Below are 20,862 nucleotides of genomic sequence, written 5' to 3'. Positions count from 1 at the left end.
TATCAAATCTAAAGGAATGATTTTCTTGAAACCATCAGTATTTTTTGAACTTGTTGAAATTAAAGCTAAAACTGCCAGCATCTTCCCATTTATCATGGGAACTTTGTATTCATATTATCACTGGCACTCTATTAACGCTCTTGATTTGATTCTATTTTTCATCGCGATGTTTCTGTTCAATATGGCCGTTGATATCAACGACAACTATTGGGATTACAAAAATGCGACTGGTGTTGAAAGTTTCCGCCGTGATACCAACGTTATTGGTGTAAATCATTTGAATATTCACTTAATCGGTTGGATCGACTTTTCATTTACAGCCATTGCTGCCATCATCGGTTTATTCATCGTTTCTAGAACCGGCTGGCCATTGTTATTCTTGGGATTATTCTCATTTGCCGTTGGTTTCTTCTATGCTGGTGGGCCTTGGCCAATCAATCGTGGACCATTAGGCGAACTCTTCTCCGGTTTTACCATGGGTTACGTAATTTACTTGATTGCTATTTATATCAACGTTGTCAATAATCCAATCGTAATTTTAGATGCCAAGTTTTACGGTGATGCCTTGCTTTCATCGCTTCTAACAGTCTTTTCAATTTCCAATTTACTATTAGCCAACAACATAGCTGACCAAAAAGAGGACATCAATTTGGGACGTAAAACATTGGTTTATTACCTGGGTAAAGCCAACGCTATTTTCATTCTAAAATCATTATACGTCCTAGGTTATTTAGCCCTAGTTTGTTCAGTCATTCTAGGTATCCTGCCAAAAATGATGTTACTGACATTCTTAATTACACCTATAGTGTACAAAAATGCCAAAGCTTTCAGCAAGAATCCAATCAAAAAGAAAACATTCCCTTTGATTATTAAGAATCTCCTGCTGATAACTTTGACAGAGACAGTGGCCTTTATTTTAGGCGTTATATTCAATTTTTAAATTTAAAATCCTCAAGTAAGCCATCGACTTACTTGAGGATTTTTTTAGTTTTTATTTTAATTTCTATATCCGTCTAATAGTTTGGCAAAACCATAAGTATCTTGAGCAATCATCAACTCTTCGTTGGTTGGAATCGTATAGGCAGCAATCTTGGAATCGTCTGTTGTTATCTTGATTTCCTTACCACGAACTTGATTGTTCTCTGGATCAATCTTCAAGCCCATGAATTCAAAACCACTTAGGATGTCTTCACGTACTTCAGCTGAGTTTTCACCAACACCAGCAGTGAAGGCAATCACATCAAGACCACCCATTTCGGCGATATATGAACCCATGAATTTGATAATCCGATTACGATACATTTCCAAAGCTAACTTAGCTCTTTGGTTGGTATCTTCGGCTGCTTCGATATCACGCATATCTGGTGAAACGCCAGAAATACCTAACAAACCAGACTTCTTATTCAAGATATCGATCATGTCATTAATATCAGTCAAACCGAGCTTTCTCATCAAATATGGCAAGATTGAAAAGTCAATATCACCACTTCTGGAACTCATCATGATACCTGCAAGTGGTGTGAATCCCATCGAAATATCGTAAGCTTTACCATTCTTAATTGCACTAATTGAAGCGCCGCTACCCAAATGTAAAACGATAACGTTCTTGTCTTGAATCCCACCATCGACAATTTTATCAAGGCGTTGCGCGATATAACGGTGACTTGTTCCATGAGCACCATAACGGCGTGCGTGATATTTTTTGTAATCATCCATATCGATACTATACATGTAATTTTCTTCAGGAATATCGACGAAGAAGGATGTATCAAAGACAGCGACCTGAATAGCCTTAGGAACCAACTTTTTAAAGACATTGATGTAATATGCTTCAACTTTGTTGTGTAACGGTGCATATTCGGCTAAATCTTCGATTTTTTGTAAGTTTTCTTCTGTAACGATTTCCGACTTTTTAAACTCTTCACCACCGGCAACGACACGATGACCAAAAGCGACAATATCTTCGAACCGATCGATGATATTCATATCCTTGAGCGCATCCAGAATTGACAAAACGGCAATATCATTAGATTTGATAGCTTCTTCATGCTCAATTTTTTTACCGTTATACTTCAGTTTGAACACAGCCTTAGGACTACCCAAGCGATCGATCATACCGGAAGCGATTGTTGTTTTTTCAGGCATTTCAAAAAGTTTCCACTTCAAGGTTGAACTACCTGCGTTTATAGCCATAATCTTCATACAAAAACTCTCCTTTTTTGGTCTAGGTATTCTCTTCAAATAGCTTTGTACCAGACTTTACACTGATATGAAAAAATGCTACTCTTTAGTAACTATTATAAGTCTTTTTATGGGGGAATTCATTCGTGAAATTTTTAGACATGTTACGCAAAATTGATGAGAAACCAGAGCAATCCGCAACGCCTGCTCCTGACTCTCCTAAAAAGGCCGAAACTTCTGAGCAGAACGCTACGAAATCGACCGCTAATCAGCCAGATTCCACTCCTGCTGAAAAGAAAGAGGAGAAATTACCTGTGACTGTTCATGATAAGCGTATCAATATTGAAGAGCAAATGAACGGACTTTCTCATCAATATGCACAACTACGCAATGATCTTAAAACGAACCTTTTCACTGAAAAGGATGATTTTGAAGCTAAGAAAGCTACACTTGATAAATATCTTAGAACTCTTAAGCGTGACGAAAAAGAGTCTAACGATAAGCTTGCCGATACAAAAGCCCAAAACGATGATGCTGCTAAAGAGCACCTCGCTAGTGTAAATGCCGATCGTAAGGAACAAGAAGAAAATCTTGCTAAATTACAATCTGAACTAAACGAATTAAATTCCGAAATTAATACTAAGACTGCTAAATTAGAATCACTCCAAAATGAACTTGCTCAAAACGAAAAATCTGAAACTGACATGTCTACTTCAATCAAAGAAGAAAAAGACTTACAAAAAATGCTTGCTTTGATGGAAGACCAAAAGAATTCTATCAACACGCTTTATGACGAAAGAAAAACTCTCAAGGGTCAAATCAATGATGCCCAAGAAAATATCACTAAACTAAACGGCGACGCTGATGATTTAAACAGCAACATCAGTGAAGTTAACTCACAAATCAATAACTTCAAACAAGAAGCTAACGAAATTGAAGACAAGATGAAGAGTGACCACAATTTCCGTATCGAAACAATTGCCGGATTGGAACGTCACATTCAAAGTCTTGGCGAAGAACACTCGAAGATTGATGGCGAATTGAAAGAACTCAATGACAACATTGCTTACATCAGCAAGTATATCAAAGATGTTTTTCACTCAGCTTACCTAGTTCGTGACGTTTATCTCGACAAAGACAAAGAATTTTATGTTGCTGCCGATAATTTCGATTCTGATGCCGCTCAAAACGACCTCTTCGGAATGATCAGCTATTTGGAAACAAAACTTCAAAAACCAGTTACCGTAGTTTCAACTTTCTACAATAACCACATTCACGAAGTTATCGATGCCAAGGCTAAAGCTGAACATCTACCAATTCCAAACGTTGTCAATCTCTTCGATCAACTACAAACAAGTCCTAACCCTACCGATAAGAAGGTTGCCATTCCAGCAAACGAAAGTTGGGTTACTAGAACTGACGTTGAATCACAAGATACTTTCATCTACGATCAAAAACAAACTTTGTTAATGACTGTTGAATACTTTGGCAAACAAATCGACCGTATCAACTATTACAAGAACGATCAAATCGTTAAAACTAACATCTATAACGGTGACGGCCAATTGTCATCAACTCAAAACTTTAACAAGAACAAAGAATTATCTGAACAAAACTTCTACAGAACTGATGGTTCAATCGTTCTAACTGTAATCTTTGAAAAGAACAATCCTGTCAGTTACCAACTATTCGACAAGAATGGTCTTCTAGAACACGACTTCAACGAAAAATCAGAGCTTATCACATGGTGGTTGAAGAGTATCTCTCCAAATACTGAAAATGCAGTCTTCGTTGGCAACAATTCCGACTTGCTATATCAACTCATTATGAGCGTTAACAGCATTTCTAGCGACGATACAATTCGTCTATTACAAGATGTTGTTAAGAACATTGATGCAGTAATTGATTTACTCGATAAGAACAGCGATATCAAGGACATTTTCGTTCAAACAGATGACGATCTTCACGAAATTGAGAATAAGACAAACCGCGATATTAGTGTTAGTGTTATTAACACATCAAGTAATGGTATGTTATCTCTTCCAGAATCGTTAAAAATTTAATTAAAAACGCTCATTCGTGAGTGTTTTTTTATAATTAATGTGAAAGTGAAAGAATCTATGAAAACTATATCTCTTATCGTTCCGTGTTTTAATGAAGAAGAAACGATTAACATTTACTATGACGCTATGACTAAACTCAAGGAAGAAACTAACAAGTTTAAACTTGAATATTGGTTTATCGATGATGGATCAAAAGATCGCACTTATTCAATTCTCAAAGATTTACAAAAAAACCACAGTGACGAGGTTCATTTCATTTCCTTCTCACGTAATTTTGGTAAAGAAGCTGCTTTATATGCAGGTTTGAATGAAGTAACTGGTGAGTATACTGCCGTTATGGATGTCGACCTTCAAGATCCTCCTGAAATGTTGCCCGAAATGTTCGATATGCTTGAAGCTGAAGATAGTGAATATGATTGTGTCGGAACAGCCCGTATGGACCGTGAAGGCGAAAATAAGATTATCTCTTTCTTCTCAGAAGGCTTCTACAAAGTAATCAATAAGATGTCACAAACAAAAATTATTCCTGGTGCTAGAGATTATCGTCTTATGACAAGACAAATGGTCGAAGCCATCAAATCAATGACTGAGTACAATCGTTTTTCAAAGGGTATTTTTAGTTGGGTCGGTTTTAAAACTAAGTATCTACCTTACAAGAACCGCGAACGTTCAGCCGGAACTACTTCATGGAACTTCTGGAAACTTTTCAAATACGCTATTACCGGTATTGTTGATTTTTCCGAAGGTCCACTAATGTTTGCCACATGGATGGGAACAATTTTCTCCATTACATCAATCGTTGCAATTATCGCTATCATTATCAGAAAGTTCGTCAATCCCCTCAGCAGCGTCAATGGCTGGGCCTCACTTGTCTCAATCGTTCTGTTAATTGGTGGAATTCAATTGCTCAGTATTGGTATTTTGGGAGAATATATCGGAAAGATTTTCTTGGAAGTTAAGAAGCGTCCAATTTATATCGTTAAAGATAAAAAATAACTGCAGAGTTGATTTGCCGGTGATTTTCGGTGGATCAACTTTTTTTATACATATGCCGCCGGAGGTTGTCAGTAATATAGTCCGCTGTGGGGACCGGTACGAGCCAGAGTACGGTCTCGCACCTCGACTTGAAGCCTTGCAAAACCAGCAAGTCTCCAAGATCGTCCCGTGGTGTAATGGCTGAAGCCATAACGCCACCTCCACTGCTGGACTATATTACTGACAACCTTCGGCTAGTGTATTCTTTAATGACATAACAGTATTTGATTCCTTTATTAATACCATTTCATTAATTTAATGATATTCATTTTTAATAAACTACAGATTCAGAATTGGTATAATTAGTTTTAAAGCTCCATATATTTATTCGCGTTAAAAATTATCAACGCTGATACGTTAGTTGGAAGTTTCCAGAGTATCTAACTAGATTTCAAACACTAAAAATAAACTAGTTGGAAGAGCTGAGAGTATTCATCTGCCGCGAAAGTGGCGTTATGGCTTTAGCCATTACACCACCGGGCGAGCTGGAGACTTTCCGGTTTTTGGAAAGGCTTCAACCGAGGTTCGAGACCGCACCGTGGCTCGTACCGTACCGCGCAGCAGAATGAATACTCTCAGCTCTGGAAACAGCATACTTCAATAAACTTTCAACTTTTAGTCAGATTCATTTGACATTATCGCATGATAAACGATTTACATTAATATATAATGGTATACGAATAGACCAAGGGATGGATTAAAAATGAACGTACGTGATAAACAAGCCGAAAATACTAAGAATGCAATTTTAAAAGTCGCTGCTGAAATGTTTTTATCACAGGGATATCAAGCTACATCAACACGTAAAATTGCTCAAGAACTCAACATTACTCAACCTAATATGTATCACTACTACAAAAATAAAAAGGTTCTGTATGTGAAAGCCATCGAATACGCTGTCAGTGGTTTCAGTGAAAATTTGCTGGCTGAATATAAGAGTCACAAGGATTTGCCTTTCGAAGAATTATTACTCTATATGTCCCAATATATGATTGGAAACTTTCGAATTAATTACTTCGTTATGCGTAACGATATCGAAAATTTCTTTACTGATGAGGAACGTCGAGATCTCAGCAAGAACTGGGATGGCGGTTATTATAAAGTCCTCTTCAACGTTTTCCAATCGCACAAAAGTGAACTCCGTTCTGATTTAGCAATTCCTGTTCAAGTCGGAACTTTTTTGACAATGTTACTCCCTTACATTGAATATAACGATGCCAAAAGGAAGCGTAATATTGCTAATCTAAAAACGGTTATCAATATTTTCATCAATGGCATTAAGAAAGAATAGGAGTTTGCCATGGAATTTATAACCCTTTTAGCACTAATGCTCTTTTTAACTTTAATCGTCAGTCACGTTTTCAACCGTTTGAACTTACCTGCTGTTGTAGGTCAGTTGATTCTAGGGGTTATTCTCGGTAAAGGTGTTCTGAATATTGTTAAACCAACACATGAGGTCGAATTATTTGCGGATATCGGCGTTATACTGCTGATGTTTATTGCTGGTTTGGAAAGTGATCTGAAACTATTACGCAAGCACCTGATACCCAGTATCAATGTGGCCATCTCTGGAGTTATTTTACCGGTCGCATTAACCTTGGGAACGGCTTTGATTTTTGGCATTAATGTCAAAGAAAGTATTTTCATGTCCGTCGTTTTCGCCGCTACATCCGTTTCAATCTCAGTTGAAGTTTTGAAAAGTTTGAATTACCTATCAAGTACTTCCGGAACCGTTATTCTCGGTGCCGCTGTTGCCGATGATATCTTAGCAATTTCCATTTTGAGCGTTATGTCCGGAACATTAACTGGGGACTTTTCACTCAAAAAAATCCTATTATTACTAGCTATGTGGATTTTCTTCGGCGTTTTAGTCGTCGTCTTGCACAAGTGGGTCATCCCTGATTTGATGAAATTGTCAGATTACGTTGAAGCGACCCATGCCAAAACCATCTTTGCCTTAGTAATCTGTTTTATCATGGCATTCGTTGCCGATAAAGTTCAGTTAGACTCCGTTTTAGGTGCATTCGTTGCCGGAATTGCCGTTTCAAATGCTTCCGATTATGACGAACAAGTCAGTCGCAATATCGAATTAATTGGTTATTCTGTCTTTATTCCTATTTTCTTTATTAGCATTGGTCTCAATCTTGAATTCGATAACTTTCTACGCGACTTCTGGCTAATTGTCTTGTTTACATTAACTGGAATTATTGGAAAACTATTTGGTGCCGGTTTTGGAGCTCGAATATCCGGCTTCAATATGAAAGATTCCTATGTCATTGGATCGGGAATGATTTCTCGTGGTGAAATGGCTTTAATCGTGGCACAAGTCGGTTATGGCGTGAAATTATTGTCTGAGGAATATTATTCAACTGTTATTATTAGTGTTATTTTGATCACTATCATAGCTCCATTCTTCCTGAAACACTCAATTAGTAAAAATCCTTTGTAGCATATGGTTTTTAGAAACTGCTTGAAGGATATATAATGATACCGTAAACATCTTTATTTCGGAATAGAAGGAGAAGTTAATATGGCACACATTTTAGTACTAGGCGCTGGCTACGGTGGCTTGAGAGCTGCTCGTGATTTAGCCAAGGAAACCCCAGCAGGAACACAAATTGATTTAATTGATCAACATGAAAAACACGTTGAAAAAACAGCTTTACATACTATTGCAGCAGGAACTAACCGAGCCGATGCAGTAAGTTTCGACGTTCGTTCAGTTCTACCATCAAATGTGAACTTCATCAAAGCAACTGTTTCAAAACTAGATTTGGATAACAAAACAGTTGAGTTTTCTGACCACGAAGACATCACATATGACTATATCGTTGTTGCTTTAGGCTTCCGTTCAGAGGACTTTGGACTTGAAGGCGCCAGTGAAAATGCGTTGATTCTTCAAGATCTCCAATCTGCCCAAAATATTTACAAGACATTAAACGAAAATATCGCTAACTACAAAGAGTCACAAGACCCAGCTGACCTTTCCATCATCGTTTGTGGTGCCGGATTCACTGGTGTTGAAATTCTAGGTGAATTAGTTGATACAGTTAAAATTTTAAAAGCTAAATATGAAGTTCCAGAAATCAAAGTAACATGTCTCGAAATGGCCACAAGAATTTTGCCAATGTTCGATGAAAACTTAGCTAGTTACGCTGTTGATTACCTAGATAAGAACGGTATCAAGTTGCTAACTGGTGCTAAGATCAAGAAGATTGAGCCAAAGTCTGTTGTCTACATGGATGGCGATACTGAAAAGAGTGTTGCCGGTAGTACAATCCTTTGGACCGTTGGTGTTAGTGGTTCTGACGTCATCAAAGAATCAGGTATCGAAGCTAGAAGAAATCGTGTTATGACAACTGAATTCCTCAACCTCGAAGCTAACCCTGAAGCATACTTCATTGGTGATGACTCCGCAGTTATTCCTAATGGTGCTGAACGTCCATACCCAACAACAGGTCAATTGGCAACTGCTGAAGGTGCTGGTGCAGCATTCAATATCGCAGCCGCATTGAACGGTAAAGATTTGAAACCATTCGTTTACCACTCAATGGGAACTGTTGCTTCACTTGGTCAAAATCATGGTATCGCTGAAATCACAGACAAGAACCTCAAGTTCAAAGGTCCTATCGCCTCACTTCTAAAACATCTTTCAGCCGACCGTGGAATTATGGAAATTGCTGGTATTAAGACAGCCATTAGAAAAGGTACCATCTAATATATGTTTTTCAAAAAACTCCCGACAGGGAGTTTTTATTTTGCTTTAAATTTTATCCCAATTTATACTGAACCTGTATAACTCAAGGTGGTGTTGACTATGGCAATCAAGAAGAATCAAATTTGTATAATCTGTGGCAACCGATTCACAATTATGGAGGGCCTTTTCATCAGAGATTTAAGCGACCTCCTTAAAGGACAAGTCCTCAAAACCAATAGTTACGCGAAGGATTCCTCATTTATTTGTCTCAAGGATTTACAAAAAATCCGCATCGAACGAATGCAGACAGTTATCGACCAAGATCTCAAAATTGATCACGATATGAGTGACAAACTAAAAAAAGAAATGTCTAAGGATACTTACGTAATTACCAATATCAACGACACTATTTATGGCAAACGAACAACTGGTCAAAAGCTGGCGGATGCTGTGGCAAAATTTGGTGGTAGTTGGGGCTTTATTATCACGTTCATGATTATTTTAGTAGCATGGATGACAATCAATATTGTGCACCTGTTTGGCGTTAACTTTGATCCGTATCCATTCATACTGCTTAACCTATTTTTGAGCTGTGTGGCCGCCATACAAGCTCCTATCATCATGATGAGTCAGAACCGTCAAGCTGAACGTGACAGATTCGATTCCGAGAATGATTACAAAACAAATATGAAATCAGAAATGGAAATTCGCTTGCTTCATGAAAAACTTGATCAATTGAATGAAGTTAAATGGCCTCACATTTTGGATATCCAAAAGATGCAGATTGAAGTTCTCAGTGAAATTGAAAATGAAATTCAGTCGTTGCAGGCCAGCAATGAAAAACCTAAGGAACGAAATACTAGACATCCCAGTCGCGAAAAAAAACGAGAGTATGACAAGTCAGCTTTCGAACACTAAGTCAAAAAAGACTAGCAATCCGATTTTGGATTGCTAGTCTTTTTTGGTTTTAAGCCAATTCTAGTTCTCTAATTCCAACATCATCCTTCAAGACTTTCTTCAAACCCTGAACGATAACGATGCCGACAATTGAAACAAATACAATCGTGAAAATCACACCAAACAGTTGCAATCCCAATTGTTTTAGACCACCACCATAGAATAAGCCATTCGTTATAACGCTGCTGTTGACCGACTTAGTAGCAAATAATCCGACACAGATTGAACCGATTATCCCACTGACACCATGGCATCCGAAGATGTCGAGGTAATCATTTAAATGCAATTGATATTTTAGGTAATTCATGAAGTAGTAACTACCCACGGCTGAAATTACTCCGATAATGACCGAACCGAAAACTGTCACATACCCAGTGCCCGGCGTAATCCCAACTAACCCACAGATACTTCCGGTACAAATACCGCTGAGGGTTACCTTACTTTTGAAAAACTGTTCCAGAACTATCCAAGTTATTAGTGAAGCACAAGCAGCGACTGTGGTTGTGAAAAAGGCGTTGATAGTTTGAAAACTAACATTCAAAGCACTGCCAGCATTGAATCCGTACCATCCAAGCCATAACAAAACGGTTCCCATTAAAATCCACAGCGGATTGCCATTAGCCTGTTCGTTGTTATATTTATAAGGTTCTCGTAATGTGATTGCCAAAATTAAAGCAGTGATTCCAGCATTGATATGAATAACGGTTCCACCAGCAAAATCAAGAACACCCATTTTGGCTAGAAATCCGCTCGATGACCACACGATATGAGCCAAAGGATAGTAGATCAATAAAGACCATAACGCCACAAATAAAATAATAAATCTGATTTTCACCCGACTAGCAACGGCTCCTAAGAAAAGTGCTGGCGTCAAAATGGCAAACATCATTTGAAATAGTAAATAAACTGATGTTGGTAATTTCGTCGTGCCATAAGTAGACAATAAGTCTATCCCTGACAGGAATAGGTGATGAAAGTTGCCGATTATTCCAAAATGGTCACCTTCGAAAACAGCTGGAAAGCCTATTGTGATCCACAATATACCGGCCAAACCAAACATCAGAAAACTATCGAAGAGGATCCTAGTGACATCTTTATGTGGTACAAAACCGCTGTAAAATACCGCAATCCCTGGTACCATCAACCAGACCAATATCGTTGAGATAAGCATAAATACTACATTCATAAATATCACATTCTTTTCGTATGGAGTCTTCTCTTTAATTTCGGTATTGTATTACATTTTTTATTTCATGTATACCAATATGATTTCTGAATAATCATAAACATTTTTAAATTTAACCAAAAATCTTATAATAGGCTCTGAATAAATGGTTAATCGGAGTGGCCGTCTCCAGGACTGAGCATATTTACCGGCTATGCGGACCGGATCGAGCCACAATACGGTCTCGAACCTCGGTTTGAAGCCTTACCAAAAACCGGTAAGTCTCCAAACACGCCCGGTGGTGTAATGGCTAAAGCCATAACACCACACCCACAGCGGGTAAATATGCTCAGTCCTTCCGACTTATTGATTTTTTGTTACTTAAAATAATCCAACGGAATTCAGCTCAAATGAAAATAACAACTGAACTTCATTTAAAACTACATTCAATTTCAAAAAAATCACTCTTGAGACGGCATACTTTAAACGGAAATTGTTTTAAGGAGACAAGCATGGAAAAAAGAAAGTTATCCTTATCTACCCTGGGTATGTTGATAACCCTCGGCATAGTCTATGGCGACATTGGAACTTCGCCGTTATACGTTATGAATTCCATTATCAACAGTGCTGGAACGATGGCTGATGCGAAACCTGAATACATCATCGGTAGCGTTTCGCTAATTTTCTGGACCCTAATGCTTATTACAACAATTAAATATGTTTTGATTGCCATGAAAGCCGATAACAACAAAGAAGGTGGTATTTTTGCCCTCTATGCTTTAGTAAAAGCTAAAGGTAAATGGCTTATTATTCCAGCTTTAATCGGTGGATCTGCCTTACTAGCTGACGGCACCTTAACACCCGCAGTGACCGTTACGTCAGCAATTGAAGGTATCAAAGGACAGAAATTCGGCAATTTAGTATTTTCAAATAGCCAAAACGTCGTTTTAATAATTGTAACGGTGATTCTTTTGACCATTTTTGTAATTCAAAAGTTTGGTACTGAGCGAATCGGTAAATCATTTGGCCCCATCATGCTCATCTGGTTCAGTTTTATCGGTGTCGCTGGGTTACTCAATCTGACTACTGATTTGAGCGTTTTAAGAGCCTTGTCACCTGTTTATGCCATCAAAGTTTTGTTCAGTCCCGTCAACAAGGCTGGTATTTTCATTCTCGGCAGCGTCTTTCTTGCTACGACTGGTGCAGAGGCACTTTACGCTGATATGGGTCAGGTCGGTAAACATAATATTTACGCCACATGGCCATTTGTCAGTTTGATGTTGATGTTGAATTATTTGGGCCAAGCTGCTTGGGTCATTTCTAACTATCAAAATCCGCAATACAACAAGATTTTCGGGATCAATCCTTTTTATCAAATGTTGCCTGACAAGTTTAAAATTTTTGCTATTATTATCGCTACATTAGCTGCCATCATTGCCTCACAAGCCTTAATAACTGGCTCATTCACACTGGTTCAAGAAGCCATCGGTCTAAAAATTTTGCCCAGATTAAAAGTGAAATTTCCAGGCAAAATTGAGAGTCAACTTTACATTGGAACTGTCAATTGGATGCTCTGTGCGATTACCCTCAGTGTTGTCTGGGGCTTTCGTACTTCCGACCATATGGAAGCAGCTTACGGTCTGGCAATCACTTTGACGATGCTTATGACGACTATTTTGCTGCACCAATTCTTAATTATGAAAAAGCATCCATTGTTCGCCAATATCTTTCTAGCTGCCTTCTTTGCCCTCGAAAGTCTCTTCTTACTTTCAAGTCTGATCAAGTTTGTACATGGTGGCTATGTAACGGTGATCATAACGATGGTCATTCTCTTTGTAATGATTGTTTGGTACTTTGGTAACAAGCGCCGTGATGCCTATATGGCTGAAAGTGAGAATGTTTCTCTATTGGATTTCATTCCCCAACTTGAGAAACTCAGCAAGGATGAGGGTTATCCAACTTATGCCACTAACTTGGTCTACATGCTAAAAATGGGCCCTGATTATTCCATCAAACGCTCCGTCATTTACTCAATTTTGGACCAGGACCCTAAACGTGCCAAAGTCTACTGGTTTATCACCGTCAATCAAACTGGTTCACCTTATGAGTGCACATATACCGTGGATATGATGCACACTCGAAATGTAGTCAACGTTACAATCAATCTAGGTTTCAAAAAATCACAACACGTCAATATTTACATTCGTGAGATCATCAATAGCTTGCTAAACAAGGATATTATCGACGATCAAACGCCAAATTATTCAATGGTACCAAAACGGCGCGTTGGTTCCTTCAAATTCGTCATTCAGAACCAACAATTCCAAGACTTAGGTGCCCAAGAATACATGCGCAGTATCGATCGATTGTTGATTGGTGGCCGTCTGTTGCTTCAAAATATCACTATTCCACCAACACTTTGGTATGGTTTGGAATTTAGCGATGTTGTCGAAGAGAAGGTTCCCCTCTTTCTTGGTAGCCACTATGACCAATATCTGGCTGAGAAAGAAATTAAGAACAGCGTTAAATCTAAGAACTAAAAAAGCGACCGCATACGCGATCGCTTTTTACTTTGATTCTTTCCTCATATATATTATGAAAGATTTTTAGTGTCATTACAAGACTGTTATTTAGAGATTTTACGTATTACTATTAGATACCTAATATACAGGAGGTATCGTTATGGATAATTCTTTCAAATTGGAACAAAAGCATTTAACTCTGGTTCACCAGACACTCCAAGAAACCCTTGATAGTATTGAAAAACTAATGTCAGACAACGCTAACCAGGCGAAAAATTTCAAAAAAACTGCCGGTAAAGAAACAGCGTTAAACTTTGACAGTTACGCCGACAATTTAGATACCTTCGCTGCAATTGAAACGATGAATAAGCAGATTGATTCTTTCAATAACAAGCAGACCCAACTTCAAAATACCAAATCAAGCGTGACACGTTTGTTACCGGCGCCTTATTTTGCTCGAATTGATTTGAAATACCCTGACGAAACCGAATCAATTCCCTTTTACATTGGTTCTGCAGGATTTTCACCAACACCGGAAGAACCAATGATAATCGACTGGCGTTCACCAATTGCTGACTTATATTACAACAACAAAATCGGTAAAACTCACTATCTCGCCAACGAACGAAAAATTAATGTGACGGTTGCTACTCGTAGACAATTTCTATTGCATAACGCCGTTTTAGACGATATTTTCGACACCGACGTTGCCATTCAAGACCCATTATTGGTTAAGACTTTACAAGAGAACAAAAACAGCCAGATGAGTTCGATCACTGCAACGATTCAACAGGAACAAAACGTCATTATTCGTGATACTAAAAGCACTGCTCTGCTTGTGAACGGAATTGCTGGTAGTGGTAAGACATCAGTTGTCTTGCAACGAATTGCTTATTTACTTTACCGTTACCGTGACAACCTAGTTTCAAGCGACATGTTGCTTCTAACCCCAAACACATTATTTACTAACTACATTAACCAAGTTCTTCCCAGTCTTGGTGAGGAATCGCCGTTACAAATGACCTTCAATCAACTAATGACCACGTTTATCAGTAAATCAATTTCCTTCGAATCTGAAACTAGTCACGTTCAAGAATTGGCTAGCAAGTTAGATAACTTGGCGCTAACAGCTACTGATTTCAAAAACATTAAATTGAACGATATAACTATTTTCAGTCAGGAAGATATTAAACAATTTTTCGACCAAACACCGAAAACTATGTCTTTGACTAAGCGTATAACGGCGTTATCCTCAATTTTAACAGATGAAATCGAATCAAAAATTGAGCATGATTCTAAAAATGGCAAAGTTCAAGCTGAACTATCAGACTTAACTGACTCTCAGCAAGAGAAAATCTTTGGCCGCTTAATTTCGCCTAGTTCTGATATTGCCGTTCAAAAAGCCACTAAAAAAATGTTGCTGTGGCGCAATCGCCAACTTCTGAAACAGATTGATCAAAAAGATTGGCTGAATATTGCTCAGATCATTAAATCAGCCCTGAATACCCAACAAATCAACCACTTGGACTATACTTTCACTCGTTTAAAACTATTGAATCTAGCGCAGAAACGTCTTAGATTTGTAATGATTGACGAAATCCAAGACTATTCTTTGGACCAAATATTATTCTTGTTGACCGCCTTTCCCAAAGCTCATTGGACCTTGGTAGGAGACCAATTTCAATCAATCTTAGAATCCAATCATCCTTTAACATTCACAAACTTGAAAGACTTATTTGAAGAACATAATATCACCGTTACGCAGAGAAATTTATATACTAGTTATCGTTCAAGTGGTGCTATTACAACTGCCTTTATCAAGCATGGCGCACCCGATTTACTTGAAAAAATCAATACTATTCAAACCGGCGGCAAAGAACCTGTGCACGTTGAAAATAAAGATTTCTCAGACCTAATTACTAGCCTAAGTTTACAAGTTGAATCACTTGATAAGCACGAACTTTCAGCCATCGTAACGAGTGATCTCAACCTAGCCCAAGCAATTCACGACAAAATAAAACAGACAGTTCTGGGCAACACTGCCGAGAAACTGCCTGCATCTGGAATTGTAGTTTTACCTTTAACCTTGGCCAAAGGATTGGAATTCGACAACGTCATTATTGCCGATGCTAATTCGAAATATTATCTTGATTCTCAATTTGGTGAAAATCGTATTTATACGGCTTTTTCAAGAGCTTCAAAAACACTCATTATAAATTCCGTTACTGATTAAATAGAAGTGACTATTTCAGCCCCTAAGCTATTTTGGAAGTGATCCAATGCCCAGTCATGGCCAGCTTGATTAAATGACGCTACGCCTTGTTCATGGACAACAATGTGATAATTCAAGTTGTAGGCATCGACCGCCGTATGTAGCACGCAAATATCAGTACAGACACCGACTAAATGCACGGTGTCTATTTTGCGTTCACGTAAGCGAATATCCAAATCAGTTCCCGCAAAGGCACTGTAACGGGTTTTATCAAACAGTCTAACCTTTTCATCATCGTTGTTAGTATCAAACCATTCCTTTAAACCACCATACAATTCACGCCCCCAAGTACCGCGAACATTGTGGGTCGGAAAAAGTTTTGTTTCCGGATGATAAGGATCATCAGGCTTGTGCACATCAGTTGGCAAAAGAACCCAATCACCATTCTTGTGCATCTTTTCAGCCAAATGAATAATTTCAGATTCAATCTCCTGACCAGGTTTACCGCAAGTTAAGGCACCCTTTTCAGCGACAAAATCATTCGTATAATCAATAATCAGCAACGCTTGTGAAGACATAGTAATTCCTACTTTCTTCTCATAATTTGGTTACACTACTAAAGAATAAAAGTTTATTGAAACATGCCGTTTCCAGAACTGAGAGTATTCATCTGCTGCGCGGAACGGCCCGAGCCAAAGAACGGTCTCGAACCTCGGTTGAAGCCTTGCAAAACCAGCAAGTCTCCAACACGCCCGGTGGTGTAATGGCTAAAGCCATAACGCCACTTTCGCTGCATATGAATACTCTCAGTTCTTCCAACTAATTTATTTTTTACTTATAGATAATCAAATGAAAACTTCTGATTATTTAAATAAATCAGTACTTGAGCCATTTCATATCAAACTTTCATCTTTAATACACTGAAATTATTCATGAAAACGTCAGTTATAGTCAATTTATCTGCATATTTACTTAATCATAATATTCATATAATCATTTATAATAACAGAAAATAATTAGTTGGAAAGGATGAGCATATATAACCGCTGTGGCTGTGGCGTTACGGCTTTAGCCGTTACACCACCGGGCGTGTTTGGAGACTTACCGGTCTTTGGTAAGGCTTCAAACCGAGGTTCGAGACCGCTCTTTGGCTCGGGCCGGTCCGCATAGCGGTTATATATGCTCATCCCTGGAAACGTCCAACAATAGACAATTTGACCATTAATATTTTAATCGCCCTATTAAAACAATAGTAAAAATCAGATTATGTTATAATCTCCCTAATAATTGACTAGTTAGGGGCTTGAATTTATGCATAAAGAACAACGAAAACCATTCAATCAAAAACATCTGATTTTTGCCATTATTGGTGTTGTTATCTTTGCTATTCTGTTATCATTTCTGACTCTCAAATCACCCGCTAAAAACGGCGGTGACACCAAATCTTCCAGCAATGCTCCACGAAACGAGTACAAGACAATCAGAAAAAATCTTGATAAAAAATTCAATCAAAACGGTCGAGTCGTGACTGTCAAAGAGGAACACAATATCAACGACAGCACTAGCAAACACGCCCACACAGTTATCATCGTTAAACTGACCGATACCCAGACTCAAAAGTATCTCAAAACGACTTACGAAGCCGTCCAAAATGGCCAAGCTACTGACGATCAGAAACAGTATATCTACTCCATTCAAAAAATCATTTCTGATGAAGCTAAGAAGTTAGACAACAACTATGACGTTATCCAATTCGTCTACAAGGATGGCAAGAAATACATCCCTGTAGCTAGTTCACAAAAGAACAAGTTCGTCATTCAACCAGTTAAAATTACTCAACCCAAACAAAAAGCAGCCGCTTAGGCTGCTTTTTTATTTTTGAAATCTCTTCGTTAGTTTATTTTGACTGCGTTGTAAGAGCGTTTCAGGGTCAATATCATATTTACTGCTAATCATCAAAACTTGATCCAAGACATCAGCTAATTCTTCCTCAAGATTATCTTCCAACTCAGCTGGAGTTTTCTTCGCTTCACCCGGATGGTCACGGCCAATTTCAATTGCTCGAATGGCACGGGACAGCTCTCCGACTTCCTCGGTCATAAAATTCAAATGAATAAACGTCGGATATTGATACCAACCACGAGTTTTGTAAAAATCAGTCAACCAAGCTTGGTGTTCTTTTAAATTCAAAATATTTTCTCCTCAAAGTTAGTTTTACATAAACGGATCATGCGAACCATAATAATAGCCCTCATCAAAGCCAGCATCGTAATCTGGTCTGTAACTAGGGTCACTGGGGCCTGGATGATTTTTATTGTGTCGAACGATCAACAGAATCACAAATAAAATCACTATAGCACCAACAATTATTTCGATATTATTTATAACTCTTTTGACATCAGCCATACTGGTAGATTTCAACATCTTTTTGTGCTCGGAAACAGTCACCAATTTTGGTCCCATTCGTTGGGCTAACTCAAATAATGCGGACACCTTCGTCTCAGTATCACTGGACTTCAATTTCGAACCGAGACCTTGCTGCAAACGCCAGAACATCAAATCAGTCACGTACAAACTTGCCTGCAAACTGGGATTGAAATAGACTCGATTATCCTTCAAATTCATAATCAAATAATTGTTGTCAGCCATCAGAGAGCCGCCATCTTCATAGTCCATGACCATATCGTAAAAATGGTCGTGCCCATAGAGAGCTTCCCCAGTCTTATCAACGATTGCCGAGCTTATATCGTGACGTTTTGGATACGTGCCAGTAGCTTTGACAAAACTATTAACATCGGTCGAATTATCAAAAATCAAGATATACAGTCGCTGCGGACTGACACCCGAATAAATTTGATTATTGATAGATGACAACTGACCATATTGTTCATTCGTGACGTATTCTCGATCTTCATAAACGTAATCGCCCGTGTTAGGACCGCCCATGCCTTCAGCGTGAACAACTTGCGTGGTAAAACTAATACCTAAAAATGCCACGATCAAAACTAGCAATACCCTAAGCTGTCTCATGTTTTTTCCCCCAGATTTACTATCTGATTGGATTTTATCACTATAAATTCCTGAAAAACAAACGTAACTAAGATAAATCTATTATTTTCCGCTTAAAAAAATAAACCAAGCAACCTAAATTGGATTGCTTGGTTTATTGCCTTAATGCCTAGAAGTTGAACATGCTTTGTCCCACTTTCAAATATTACTCGGCTGATTCTTCTTTTTTAACTGTTGACTCATCGAATTCAATAATCATTTTAACGACTTCTTCAGGTTTTTCCATCATAGCTAAATGACCGGCACCCTTGATGTCTTCAATCTTCAAGTCGGGAACACGACCAATTGTGGCCTTAGCGTCCTTGACACCTTTATCAGTCAAAACTTGGTCGCCCTCGCCAAAGAGTGCCAAAGTTGGAATATTGAATGAACGAAGACGTTTGTTCAAAGCCTTTTCACCCAAATAATCAACTGACATCTTTTGCAACTTCTTAGCCACTTTGTGATCAACTCTATTGGCAGCCTCATCAACTACCTTAGGGTCTTTCAAACTACTACGGTCAAAGTTTTTGTCGAAATACATCCCTGCTTTGACTGGTGACTTAGCTAGTTTGCCTAGCAATGGGATGCTTGCGACAGATGAATGTGCATCCATATCAGCGTATTTATCAGTAGCTGGTGTATTTAATAGGATTAGTTTGTTAATCGTAAAGCCACGCATTTCTGCCATGTTTACGGCAACCAAACCACCAACGCCATATCCAAAGACAACTAACTTTCTAGTTATCTTTAAACGCGCCATTGCTTCCAATAAATTCCATGCTTCTGAATCGATCGTGTAGTGATCGTTCTTAGAATTGGATGATTTACCTTGACCAAGAAGATCAAGTGCAACGATTGTTTGATATTTACTCTTTAAATAGGGAATCATGTCATTGAAATACTCAATTGAACCATTAATCCCGGGAACAAGGACGATGATGCTGTCGCTATCAACGGGACCGATTAGATTTGTATTTACACTACCCTCAGATGTAGATAATATTTTTTCCAAATTATTCTGCCTCTTTAGTTTTTTGCTCATACTAAAAATATACCTAACTTATGAAGATTTTGCATGGTTTCTAACGTTTTTTAAAATATTTTTATTTAATGAACGTATTTCATTGACAATTTTCCGAAAATGAATTAGATTGGACTAGACCAGAAAGATAGAGATGGGAGATTTAAACAATGAAGATAATTAAAGTTAAAGATACACAAATGGGTGGTAAGGAAGCCTTCAATATCGTTAAAAGCGACATCGAAAACGGCGCTAAAGTTCTTGGTTTAGCTACTGGTAGTAGCCCAATCACACTTTACAACGAAATGACAAGTAGCGACCTTGATTTTTCAAACATGACATCTGTTAACTTGGATGAATATGTTGGATTAAAACCAACTAACGAACAAAGTTACCACTACTTCATGAACGACCACCTATTCAACAAGAAACCTTTCAAGAATTCATATGTACCCGATGGTTCAAATCCTGACGCTGAAGCTGCTACATCTGCTTACGATAAGATTATTGAGGACAACCCTATCGACCTTCAAATTCTTGGTATCGGTAGAAATGGTCACATTGGTTTTAACGAACCAGGCTCACCTTTCGACGGCAAGACAAGAAAAGTTGGTTTGACAGAATCAACTATCGAAGCTAACACACGTTTCTTTGAAGATGAAAAAGACGTTCCACGTTTTGCTTACTCAATGGGTGTTGGTTCAATCATGAAAGCTAAGAAGATCATCCTTCTAGCTTACGGTGAAAACAAAGCTGACGCTATTGCTGCTACTGTTGACGGCCCTGTTACAGAAGACTGCCCAGCAAGTGCATTGCAAAATCACCCTGATGTAACACTTATCATCGATGACGCTGCCGCATCAAAACTTAAATAATTTAAATATTGATAATAATACCCCGCAGATAAATATCTGCGGGGCTTTTTTTGTAGTTTATAGGATGGGGACGTGACATAACT

17 protein-coding genes are annotated in these 20,862 nt (G+C 38.2%); 11 read left to right on the top strand and 6 right to left on the bottom strand.

Annotation, left to right across the window (positions count from 1 at the left end):
• The first annotated feature begins 25 nt into the window (after window positions 1–25).
• Window positions 26–940, top strand: a complete 915-nt coding sequence (locus JP39_RS11960) for a 1,4-dihydroxy-2-naphthoate polyprenyltransferase (protein ID WP_137619734.1) — start codon at window positions 26–28, stop codon at window positions 938–940.
• A 56-nt stretch (window positions 941–996) separates the two neighbouring features.
• Here JP39_RS11960 and JP39_RS11955 read toward each other — a convergent pair whose 3' ends face one another.
• The gene (locus JP39_RS11955) at window positions 997–2,202 is read right to left on the bottom strand and encodes an acetate/propionate family kinase (RefSeq protein WP_041498977.1); all 1,206 of its coding nucleotides are present in this window, start codon (window positions 2,200–2,202) and stop codon (window positions 997–999) included.
• Between the two features lie 125 nt (window positions 2,203–2,327).
• Here JP39_RS11955 and JP39_RS11950 point away from each other — a divergent pair, with 125 nt between their 5' ends.
• From JP39_RS11950 to JP39_RS11925, 6 genes are all read left to right on the top strand, one after another.
• Window positions 2,328–4,244, top strand: coding sequence for a hypothetical protein (locus JP39_RS11950; RefSeq protein ID WP_041498975.1), 1,917 nt, complete (start codon window positions 2,328–2,330; stop codon window positions 4,242–4,244).
• 57 nt (window positions 4,245–4,301) lie between these two features.
• A complete protein-coding gene (locus tag JP39_RS11945; protein ID WP_041498973.1) occupies window positions 4,302–5,240 on the top strand; it encodes a glycosyltransferase family 2 protein in 939 nt (312 codons plus the stop codon).
• A 742-nt stretch (window positions 5,241–5,982) separates the two neighbouring features.
• Window positions 5,983–6,570, top strand: a complete 588-nt coding sequence (locus JP39_RS11940) for a TetR/AcrR family transcriptional regulator (RefSeq protein WP_041498972.1) — start codon at window positions 5,983–5,985, stop codon at window positions 6,568–6,570.
• Between the two features lie 9 nt (window positions 6,571–6,579).
• Window positions 6,580–7,728 carry a cation:proton antiporter gene (locus JP39_RS11935; protein WP_041498971.1) on the top strand — a complete coding sequence of 383 codons (1,149 nt, stop codon included), beginning with the start codon at window positions 6,580–6,582 and terminating at the stop codon, window positions 7,726–7,728.
• Window positions 7,729–7,809: 81 nt separating this feature from the next.
• On the top strand, window positions 7,810–8,997 hold the full coding sequence (locus JP39_RS11930) for an NAD(P)/FAD-dependent oxidoreductase (protein WP_041498970.1): 1,188 nt from the start codon (window positions 7,810–7,812) through the stop codon (window positions 8,995–8,997).
• Window positions 8,998–9,096: 99 nt separating this feature from the next.
• Window positions 9,097–9,894 carry a DUF1003 domain-containing protein gene (locus JP39_RS11925; RefSeq protein WP_041498968.1) on the top strand — a complete coding sequence of 266 codons (798 nt, stop codon included), beginning with the start codon at window positions 9,097–9,099 and terminating at the stop codon, window positions 9,892–9,894.
• Window positions 9,895–9,943: 49 nt separating this feature from the next.
• Here the strand turns inward: JP39_RS11925 and JP39_RS11920 are convergent, their stop codons facing one another.
• Window positions 9,944–11,119, bottom strand: coding sequence for an ammonium transporter (locus JP39_RS11920; RefSeq protein WP_041498967.1), 1,176 nt, complete (start codon window positions 11,117–11,119; stop codon window positions 9,944–9,946).
• Window positions 11,120–11,610: 491 nt separating this feature from the next.
• On the opposite strand from JP39_RS11920, the gene JP39_RS11915 reads away from it, so the two are divergent.
• Entirely contained in the window at window positions 11,611–13,638 is a 2,028-nt protein-coding gene (locus JP39_RS11915) for a KUP/HAK/KT family potassium transporter (RefSeq protein ID WP_041498966.1), read from the top strand.
• A gap of 142 nt (window positions 13,639–13,780) precedes the next feature.
• A complete protein-coding gene (locus tag JP39_RS11910) occupies window positions 13,781–15,853 on the top strand; it encodes a HelD family protein (RefSeq protein ID WP_041498964.1) in 2,073 nt (690 codons plus the stop codon).
• Here JP39_RS11910 and JP39_RS11905 read toward each other — a convergent pair.
• On the bottom strand, window positions 15,850–16,410 hold the full coding sequence (locus tag JP39_RS11905) for a cysteine hydrolase family protein (protein ID WP_041498963.1): 561 nt from the start codon (window positions 16,408–16,410) through the stop codon (window positions 15,850–15,852). The two genes, JP39_RS11910 and JP39_RS11905, sit on opposite strands and share 4 nt — an antisense overlap.
• A gap of 733 nt (window positions 16,411–17,143) precedes the next feature.
• On the opposite strand from JP39_RS11905, the gene JP39_RS11900 reads away from it, so the two are divergent.
• Entirely contained in the window at window positions 17,144–17,695 is a 552-nt protein-coding gene (locus JP39_RS11900; RefSeq protein ID WP_041498962.1) for a hypothetical protein, read from the top strand.
• A 9-nt stretch (window positions 17,696–17,704) separates the two neighbouring features.
• Here the strand turns inward: JP39_RS11900 and JP39_RS11895 are convergent, their stop codons facing one another.
• The 3 genes from JP39_RS11895 to JP39_RS11885 all read right to left on the bottom strand — a co-directional run bounded on the left by JP39_RS11895 (window position 17,705) and on the right by JP39_RS11885 (window position 19,895).
• Complete coding sequence (locus tag JP39_RS11895) at window positions 17,705–18,022, bottom strand: MazG nucleotide pyrophosphohydrolase domain-containing protein (RefSeq protein ID WP_041498960.1); 318 nt, start codon at window positions 18,020–18,022, stop codon at window positions 17,705–17,707.
• A 24-nt stretch (window positions 18,023–18,046) separates the two neighbouring features.
• On the bottom strand, window positions 18,047–18,862 hold the full coding sequence (locus tag JP39_RS11890; protein ID WP_041498959.1) for a hypothetical protein: 816 nt from the start codon (window positions 18,860–18,862) through the stop codon (window positions 18,047–18,049).
• Window positions 18,863–19,046: 184 nt separating this feature from the next.
• Window positions 19,047–19,895, bottom strand: a complete 849-nt coding sequence (locus tag JP39_RS11885; protein WP_041498958.1) for an alpha/beta fold hydrolase — start codon at window positions 19,893–19,895, stop codon at window positions 19,047–19,049.
• Window positions 19,896–20,074: 179 nt separating this feature from the next.
• Between JP39_RS11885 and nagB the strand changes: the two genes are divergently transcribed.
• Window positions 20,075–20,779, top strand: a complete 705-nt coding sequence (nagB, locus tag JP39_RS11880; protein ID WP_041498957.1) for a glucosamine-6-phosphate deaminase — start codon at window positions 20,075–20,077, stop codon at window positions 20,777–20,779.
• The last annotated feature ends 83 nt before the right edge of the window (window positions 20,780–20,862 follow it).

This window comes from Companilactobacillus heilongjiangensis (genome assembly GCF_000831645.3).
Lineage (GTDB): Bacteria > Bacillota > Bacilli > Lactobacillales > Lactobacillaceae > Companilactobacillus > Companilactobacillus heilongjiangensis.
Note: the sequence above shows the minus strand (reverse complement) of the source record. Positions and strands in the feature narration are given on the sequence as shown.

Bases quoted from the DNA above. Each gene is read 5' to 3' on its own strand.
- nagB (WP_041498957.1), top strand. From the start codon at position 20,075: ATGAAGATAATTAAAGTTAAAGATACACAAATGGGTGGTAAGGAAGCC.
- JP39_RS11915 (WP_041498966.1), top strand. From the start codon at position 11,611: ATGGAAAAAAGAAAGTTATCCTTATCTACCCTGGGTATGTTGATAACC.
- JP39_RS11930 (WP_041498970.1), top strand. From the start codon at position 7,810: ATGGCACACATTTTAGTACTAGGCGCTGGCTACGGTGGCTTGAGAGCT.
- JP39_RS11945 (WP_041498973.1), top strand. From the start codon at position 4,302: ATGAAAACTATATCTCTTATCGTTCCGTGTTTTAATGAAGAAGAAACG.
- JP39_RS11900 (WP_041498962.1), top strand. From the start codon at position 17,144: ATGCATAAAGAACAACGAAAACCATTCAATCAAAAACATCTGATTTTT.
- JP39_RS11935 (WP_041498971.1), top strand. From the start codon at position 6,580: ATGGAATTTATAACCCTTTTAGCACTAATGCTCTTTTTAACTTTAATC.
- JP39_RS11940 (WP_041498972.1), top strand. From the start codon at position 5,983: ATGAACGTACGTGATAAACAAGCCGAAAATACTAAGAATGCAATTTTA.
- JP39_RS11920 (WP_041498967.1), bottom strand. From the start codon at position 11,119: ATGAATGTAGTATTTATGCTTATCTCAACGATATTGGTCTGGTTGATG.
- JP39_RS11955 (WP_041498977.1), bottom strand. From the start codon at position 2,202: ATGAAGATTATGGCTATAAACGCAGGTAGTTCAACCTTGAAGTGGAAA.
- JP39_RS11890 (WP_041498959.1), bottom strand. From the start codon at position 18,862: ATGAGACAGCTTAGGGTATTGCTAGTTTTGATCGTGGCATTTTTAGGT.
- JP39_RS11905 (WP_041498963.1), bottom strand. From the start codon at position 16,410: ATGTCTTCACAAGCGTTGCTGATTATTGATTATACGAATGATTTTGTC.
- JP39_RS11910 (WP_041498964.1), top strand. From the start codon at position 13,781: ATGGATAATTCTTTCAAATTGGAACAAAAGCATTTAACTCTGGTTCAC.
- JP39_RS11925 (WP_041498968.1), top strand. From the start codon at position 9,097: ATGGCAATCAAGAAGAATCAAATTTGTATAATCTGTGGCAACCGATTC.